Source organism: Salinibacterium sp. NSLL17, from assembly GCF_015864935.1.
GTDB lineage: Bacteria > Actinomycetota > Actinomycetes > Actinomycetales > Microbacteriaceae > Rhodoglobus.
Map to the genome: position 1 here is coordinate 1,986,850 of NZ_JADYWH010000001.1, position 8,269 is coordinate 1,995,118.

The 8,269-nt window shown below is 55.9% G+C and carries 2 protein-coding genes and 3 rRNA genes; all 5 read right to left on the reverse strand.

The genetic code is table 11. From position 1 onward, the window contains the following. On the reverse strand, window positions 1-1,035 hold the full coding sequence (locus I6E51_RS09665) for an HAD-IIA family hydrolase (RefSeq protein ID WP_197110093.1): 1,035 nt from the start codon (window positions 1,033-1,035) through the stop codon (window positions 1-3). After that, window positions 989-2,374: a hypothetical protein gene (locus I6E51_RS14240; RefSeq protein ID WP_231599717.1), complete on the reverse strand. Its 1,386-nt coding sequence runs from the start codon at window positions 2,372-2,374 to the stop codon at window positions 989-991. Before I6E51_RS14240 ends, I6E51_RS09665 begins: the two co-directional genes overlap by 47 nt. A 90-nt stretch (window positions 2,375-2,464) precedes the next feature. Continuing rightward, a 5S ribosomal RNA gene (rrf, locus tag I6E51_RS09675) occupies window positions 2,465-2,581 on the reverse strand. 181 nt (window positions 2,582-2,762) lie between these two features. Then, window positions 2,763-5,880 (reverse strand): 23S ribosomal RNA (locus I6E51_RS09680). Between the two features lie 511 nt (window positions 5,881-6,391). Further along, window positions 6,392-7,916: ribosomal RNA gene (locus I6E51_RS09685) — 16S ribosomal RNA — on the reverse strand. The 16S, 23S and 5S rRNA genes sit together here, the layout of an rRNA operon. Window positions 7,917-8,269: the final 353 nt, after the last annotated feature.

Genomic DNA, 8,269 nt, shown 5'->3' on the forward strand with positions numbered 1-8,269 from the left:
TCATGAATATAGCTCCGCTGGCACTTCAAGGGCGTAGATGGCGCTCCCCGAGTTCCAAATTGCTGCTGCGCCGGCACGCAATCGGTCGATGGATGTTCCGGCCGACGTCACGGTCAACCGTTGCCCTTCAAGGCGCACCGTCGCCGTTCCCACCGTCGTCATCACTGCGGCGCCGCCCTGCGTGACGATCGTTTCTGGATAGGGCTCATGCAGCCCACGCAGATCATCAACGATCATCGTCGGTCGCTCATCCGGGATACACGCCAGCACTTGCTTTGCTTGGTCAATGCCGGTCAGAACGAGAAGCGACGGGATGCCGGCCCTGTTAGCCCCGAGAATGTCGGTGTCGAGGCGGTCGCCAATCATCAACGCTTCGCGTGACTCGTAACGAGCAAAGGCCTCCTCGAAGATGGCCACTTCTGGCTTGCCAGCGACGATCGGCAGACGCCCAACGGCGGAATGCACTGCTGACACGAGGGTGCCGTTGCCGGGCGCTGTTCCGCGAGCCTGGGGAATCGTCCAGTCGGTGTTGGTGGCAATCCAGGGGATGCCGGAGTCGCCACCCTTGAGGGCGAACGATGCTTCTGCGAGATCTTTCCACCCCACATGCGGAGCGAAGCCTTGCACGACGGCCGCCGGCGAATCATCAGCCGACCGGGTGACCACGAAGCCTGACTTTTCAAGCTCGTTCGTCAGGCCGTCGCCACCAACAACCATGATGGTCGAACCGGCAGGAACGATAGCGCGCAGCAGGCCCATGGCCGCTTGAGGCGAGGTCACCACGTCGCGCGGTTCCACAGTCAGTCCGAGTTCGCTCAAGTGCTCCGCAACGGATGCGTCGGTGCGCGACGCATTGTTCGTAATGTAGGCAACTTGCGGGCCATCGATCGCGTTCATGCTCTCGACGGCATACGGAATCGCATCCGGACCGCGATAGATCACTCCATCAAGGTCCGCGAGTACGAGCGCGACGCCCGTGAGAGGTGTCCTAGCTGACACGCTCGTCGTTTCCGTCGTCGTTCCCGTCAGTTTCATTAGTGACTTCCAGAGGCCCATTTGCATCCTCAACTTCTACTGCGGTGTCGTCGGATGCCTCGAATTCGAGCTCTTCTTCAATGACTTCGATTGTGGCGTCCTCGTCGTCGCCGAGCGCCGCTTCTGCGACATCCGCGCGAGCAAACCAAATGGCCGCTTCATCGTCACGGCCGAGCTCTTCGAGCACGGTGCCATAGGCGCCGAACAAAGCAGGGCTGTAGGTGAAGGCCTTATCGGGATCGAGCTGCGGAATCTGCAACTCAACGAGCGCTTCTTCTGCATGGCCGAGGTCGAGGCGTGCTCCCGACATGGCAATAGCAAGCTCAGCTTGGACGGCCGAAGACAGCGTGCTGCGCTTCACCGAGCGACCAAGCTCGAGGGCCCGTTCCGGGCGCTCGAGTCCGCGCTCGCTATCGACCATCATCGGCAACTGGTCGTCACGACCAGTAATGCGACGGTACGTACGCAATTCGCGCAACGCCAAAGCGTAGTCGCCAGTCGCATAGGCGGTGATGGCGAGAGTCTCACGAACAACTCCGATGCGGCCTGCACGGCGCGCAGCAGAAATCGCATGCTGATGAGCAAGTTCAGGGTCTTCTTCGATGAGGCGCGACACCATTACCAGGTGAAGGGCGACACCCTCGGCGTTCTCTTTACTGAGGGTCTTGAGTTCGTTCGAAGCAACCCGGTCAAGCATTTTGGGCGTAACGCCCTCGGGAATCTCGGGAGCCTGGTGGTAGGCCCGAACCGAGCGGATGCCGAAGGGATCGCGATCCTCTTCAGGCTCACGTTCGCTTGCATCGCGGTCTCCGCGTGCTGGCGCTCCGCCCTTGGTCCAGAGTCGTTTCTCGTCGGGGCCACCACGGCGATCGGATCCGCGGTCAGGACGTCCGCCGCGCTCTGGGCGCCCTGAGCCATCGGAACGGAACGGGCGTGCCGGCCGGTCTCCCCTATCGGGACGATCGCCGGAACGCTGCGGACGGCTATCGCGGTCCCCGGAACGTGGTGGACGCGAGTCGCGGTCACGGTCACCGGAACGTGGTGGACGCGAGTCGCTATCGCCGGAGCGCTGCGGGCGACCATCGCGGTCACCGGCGGCATCGCGGCGTGGACGGCGGTCGTCACCCTCAGGCTTGTTGCGCCAAGGGCGGTCGGAGCCGGATGCTGGCTTTCCGCGTGCGGGTCCACCAGCGGCGTTGTCGCGGCGTGGTCTTCCATCGCTTGGTCGTCCCTCACCCGGACGTCCACCTGTGGGGCGTCCTCCAGATCGGGGCGCGCCAGAGCGGTTCCCGTGGGGTCGGCTGTCTTGCCGGCCGTCATTTTCTGAGGAATCGGTCATTCGTTGCTCCTGATTTTAGGGTGGGGACTTAACGCAAAATAGCCACCAGCTGTGTCTATGAAACACAGTGGTGGCTATTTTACAATTGAAGTCCGGCGGTGTCCTACTCTCCCACAAGGTCCCCCTTGCAGTACCATCGGCGCAGAGAGTCTTAGCTTCCGGGTTCGGAATGTAACCGGGCGTTTCCCTCTCGCTATGGCCGCCGAAACACTATTGATTTATGTATCAGTCTGGGCCAGTTCACATCACGGAGCATTCCACCGAGGTGGGTGCGCAGCAGTGTGTGCTGGGCGCAGTTCCCGACCGTAAATCGGGAACCACAAAGTGGACGCGAGAATTCTTCTCAGTCACCATTCGACAACCCTAAGGTCGCCCAGTGAGGTGGGGTGTTATCAATTTATCGACTTATTAGTACTGGTCAGCTCCACAGGTCGTTAGTCCCTGCTTCCACATCCAGCCTATCAACGCAGTAGTCTAGCTGCGAGTCTCTCGGCCTAAGCCATGGAAATCTCATCTCGAAGCTGGCTTCCCGCTTAGATGCTTTCAGCGGTTATCCATTCCGAACGTAGCTAATCAGCGGTGCTCCTGGCGGAACAACTGACACACCAGAGGTTCGTCCATCCCGGTCCTCTCGTACTAGGGATAGATCTTCTCAAATTTCCTGCGCGCGCAGAGGATAGGGACCGAACTGTCTCACGACGTTCTAAACCCAGCTCGCGTACCGCTTTAATGGGCGAACAGCCCAACCCTTGGGACCTACTCCAGCCCCAGGATGCGACGAGCCGACATCGAGGTGCCAAACCATGCCGTCGATATGGACTCTTGGGCAAGATCAGCCTGTTATCCCCGAGGTACCTTTTATCCGTTGAGCGACAGCGCTTCCACAAGCCACTGCCGGATCACTAGTCCCGACTTTCGTCCCTGCTCGACTTGTCAGTCTCACAGTCAAGCTCCCTTGTGCACTTACACTCGACACCTGATTACCAACCAGGTTGAGGGAACCTTTGGGCGCCTCCGTTACTTTTTGGGAGGCAACCGCCCCAGTTAAACTACCCACCATGCACTGTCCCTGAACCGGATTACGGTTCGAAGTTAGATATCCAATATGACCAGAGTGGTATTTCAACAATGACTCCACCTGAACTAGCGTCCAAGCTTCACAGTCTCCCACCTATCCTACACAGGCCACACCGAACACCAATACAAAGCTATAGTAAAGGTCACGGGGTCTTTCCGTCCTTCTGCGCGTAACGAGCATCTTTACTCGTAGTGCAATTTCGCCGAGTTCGCGGTTGAGACAGCTGGGAAGTCGTTACGCCATTCGTGCAGGTCGGAACTTACCCGACAAGGAATTTCGCTACCTTAGGATGGTTATAGTTACCACCGCCGTTTACTGGGGCTTAAATTCACAGCTTCGCCTTACGGCTAACCGTTCCTCTTAACCTTCCAGCACCGGGCAGGCGTCAGTCCGTATACATCGTCTTGCGACTTAGCACGGACCTGTGTTTTTAGTAAACAGTCGCTTCCCACTGGTCTCTGCGGCCCTGCAGCGCTCCCGGAGCAAGTCCGTTCACGCCTTAGGCCCCCCTTATCCCGAAGTTACGGGGGCATTTTGCCGAGTTCCTTAACCACGATTCTCTCGATCTCCTTAGTATTCTCTACCTGATCACCTGAGTCGGTTTGGGGTACGGGTAACTTGAACCTCGCGTCGATGCTTTTCTTGGCAGCATAGGATCACTGATTTCGTCCGTGAGGACTACCCATCGAGTCTCAGCCGTAATGAGAGACGGATTTGCCTATCTCTCGGCCTACATTCTTAGACCGGGACAACCATCGCCCGGCTCAGCTACCTTCCTGCGTCACACCTGTTAATACGCTAACCGCACCAGAATAGGGTCGTACGCTAGGCCCCACGCCTCACCCCGAAGGGATTGGTCTAGGGGATTCAGATACTTAGCATTACTGGATTGGTTTGGGCGGTTCTTCGTCAGTACGGGAATATCAACCCGTTGTCCATCGACTACGCCTGTCGGCCTCGCCTTAGGTCCCGACTTACCCAGGGCGGATTAGCCTGGCCCTGGAACCCTTGATCATTCGGAGGACGGGTTTCTCGCCCGTCTTTCGCTACTCATGCCTGCATTCTCACTCGTGTAGCGTCCACGGCTGGTTTACACCGCCGCTTCACTCGCCACACGACGCTCTCCTACCACTCCGTACGGCTGAACCACGAAGGCTTACCTAAAATACGAAATCTACAACTTCGGTGGTGTGCTTGAGCCCCGTTACATTGTCGGCGCGGAATCACTTGACCAGTGAGCTATTACGCACTCTTTCAAGGGTGGCTGCTTCTAAGCCAACCTCCTGGTTGTCTATGCAACTCCACATCCTTTCCCACTTAGCACACGCTTGGGGACCTTAGTTGGTAGTCTGGGCTGTTACCCTCTCGACGATGAAGCTTATCCCCCACCGTCTCACTGCTGCGCTCTCACTTACCGGCATTCGGAGTTTGGCTAACGTCAGTAACCTTTTAGGGCCCATCAGCTATCCAGTAGCTCTACCTCCGGCAAGAAACACGCAACGCTGCACCTAAATGCATTTCGGAGAGAACCAGCTATCACGAAGTTTGATTGGCCTTTCACCCCTATCCACAGCTCATCCCCTCAGTTTTCAACCTAAGTGGGTTCGGTCCTCCACGTGCTCTTACACACGCTTCAACCTGGCCATGGATAGATCACTTCGCTTCGGGTCTAGAACCAGCGACTAAAACGCCCTATTAAGACTCGCTTTCGCTACGGCTGCCCCACACGGGTTAACCTCGCCACTGATCACTAACTCGCAGGCTCATTCTTCAAAAGGCACGCTGTCACAGCTACTAAGGCTGCTCCAACGGTTTGTAAGCAAACGGTTTCAGGTACTATTTCACTCCCCTCCCGGGGTACTTTTCACCTTTCCCTCACGGTACTTGTCCGCTATCGGTCATCTGGAAGTATTTAGGCTTATCAGGTGGTCCTGACAGATTCACACGGGATTTCTCGGGCCCCGTGCTACTTGGGATACTCTTCGGACCATTGCAACATTTCGACTACCGGGCTGGCACCGTCTATGGCTGGGCTTTCAATCCCATTCGTCTATATCACTTTGTAATCCTTGCTGTACGGCAGTAACAGCTGAAAAGTCCCACTACCCCGACCATGCAACGCCTGCCGGCTATCACACATGATCGGTTTGGCCTCTTCCGGTTTCGCTCGCCACTACTAACGGAATCACGGTTGTTTTCTCTTCCTGTGGGTACTGAGATGTTTCACTTCCCCACGTTCCCTCTACCCGCCCTATATATTCAGGCGGGAGTCACTGAGTCGTCTTGCAACGCCCAGCGGGGTTTCCCCATTCGGAAATCCTCGGATCAAAGCTCTATTATCAGCTCCCCGAGGCTTATCGCAGATTTATACGTCCTTCTTCGGCTCCAGATGCCAAGGCATCCACCGTTTGCTCTTAGAAAATTGATATCACATGAGTATAAGAATCGATCGCGACACCTAAGTGCCGAGATTGACCAATGAATTATTCCCCACAACCAAAGCTGTGAGGGTCATCGTTTATTTCTTGTGATCCGACCTTTCGGTCAGATCTAAGATGCTCGCGTCCACTGTGTAGTTCTCAAAATACGGGCGGTATCCTCCACCACAACCCCAAAGGGAAGCAGTACCAGGATCCGTTAGACCCAAACACCCTTGACGGGTGTTCACGGTCCTAAGGTACGAACACAAATCTTACGATCCGTGGCCGGTCCCTCAGGACCCAACAACGTGCAAAGACCAGCACCCCTGAAACCCCTCGTTCCAACCGGCAAGCCGGCGTACTAAAGAAACAACAGTTCCTCTGATCACAATGTCAATGTTCCACCCATGAGCGCCGTCCAACCCGAACAGGCTGGTACGACTCGGCAACATAAATTCGTTCCCCACTAACTCTGTGTATACCGCAGAGACGAGAAAACGAGTTGCACGTGCTCCTTAGAAAGGAGGTGATCCAGCCGCACCTTCCGGTACGGCTACCTTGTTACGACTTAGTCCTAATTACCAATCCCACCTTCGACAGCTCCTCCCCTTGCGGGTTAGGCCACTGGCTTCGGGTGTTACCGACTTTCATGACTTGACGGGCGGTGTGTACAAGGCCCGGGAACGTATTCACCGCAGCGTTGCTGATCTGCGATTACTAGCGACTCCGACTTCATGAGGTCGAGTTGCAGACCTCAATCCGAACTGAGACCGACTTTTTGGGATTCGCTCCACCTCGCGGTATTGCAGCCCTTTGTATCGGCCATTGTAGCATGCGTGAAGCCCAAGACATAAGGGGCATGATGATTTGACGTCATCCCCACCTTCCTCCGAGTTGACCCCGGCAGTCTCCTTTGAGTTCCCACCATTACGTGCTGGCAACAAAGAACGAGGGTTGCGCTCGTTGCGGGACTTAACCCAACATCTCACGACACGAGCTGACGACAACCATGCACCACCTGTTTACGAGTGTCCAAAGAGTGAACTATTTCTAGCCCGTTCTCGTATATGTCAAGTCTTGGTAAGGTTCTTCGCGTTGCATCGAATTAATCCGCATGCTCCGCCGCTTGTGCGGGCCCCCGTCAATTCCTTTGAGTTTTAGCCTTGCGGCCGTACTCCCCAGGCGGGGAACTTAATGCGTTAGCTGCGACACAGAAACCGTGGAATGGCCCCTACATCTAGTTCCCAACGTTTACGGCATGGACTACCAGGGTATCTAATCCTGTTCGCTCCCCATGCTTTCGCTCCTCAGCGTCAGTAACGGCCCAGAGATCTGCCTTCGCCATTGGTGTTCCTCCTGATATCTGCGCATTCCACCGCTACACCAGGAATTCCAATCTCCCCTACCGCACTCTAGTCTGCCCGTACCCACTGCAGGCTGGGGGTTGAGCCCCCAGTTTTCACAGCAGACGCGACAAACCGCCTACGAGCTCTTTACGCCCAATAATTCCGGATAACGCTTGCACCCTACGTATTACCGCGGCTGCTGGCACGTAGTTAGCCGGTGCTTTTTCTGCAGGTACCGTCACTTTCGCTTCTTCCCTACTAAAAGAGGTTTACAACCCGAAGGCCGTCGTCCCTCACGCGGCGTTGCTGCATCAGGCTTGCGCCCATTGTGCAATATTCCCCACTGCTGCCTCCCGTAGGAGTCTGGACCGTGTCTCAGTTCCAGTGTGGCCGGTCACCCTCTCAGGCCGGCTACCCGTCGTAGGCTTGGTGAGCTATTACCTCACCAACTACCTGATAGGCCGCGAGTCCATCCTTGACCGAAATTCTTTCCAGCTCCTAGCCATGCGGCTGAAGCTCGTATCCGGTATTAGACGTCGTTTCCAACGCTTATTCCAGAGTCAAGGGCAGGTTACTCACGTGTTACTCACCCGTTCGCCACTAATCCACCAGAGCAAGCTCCGGCTTCATCGTTCGACTTGCATGTGTTAAGCACGCCGCCAGCGTTCATCCTGAGCCAGGATCAAACTCTCCATAAATGTTTGATTGCACCAACAAGCCGAAGCCCATCAATGCACATCTTGCGTCACCCGCACCCGGAATAGGGTGTCGAGGCAACAAGTTTGAAACTGACAGAACAAATCAATACTGACTTGCTTTGTTGTTTATATCTTTTTCCAAAGGAATCCGCTGCATAAACGAAACCGTTCTGATTAGAACAATTCCAATAAACACAGTCGGGTTTTTGGCATTTGACATTGTGCACGCTGTTGAGTTCTCAAGGATCGGACGCTCCTGACCTCCACCGCAAAACGGCTTCACCCCAGGGCTTTCAAAACCTGTGTTGGCAACCTCCGCTGAAAGCGAAAGGCAACCTGTCTAACTTACCAGC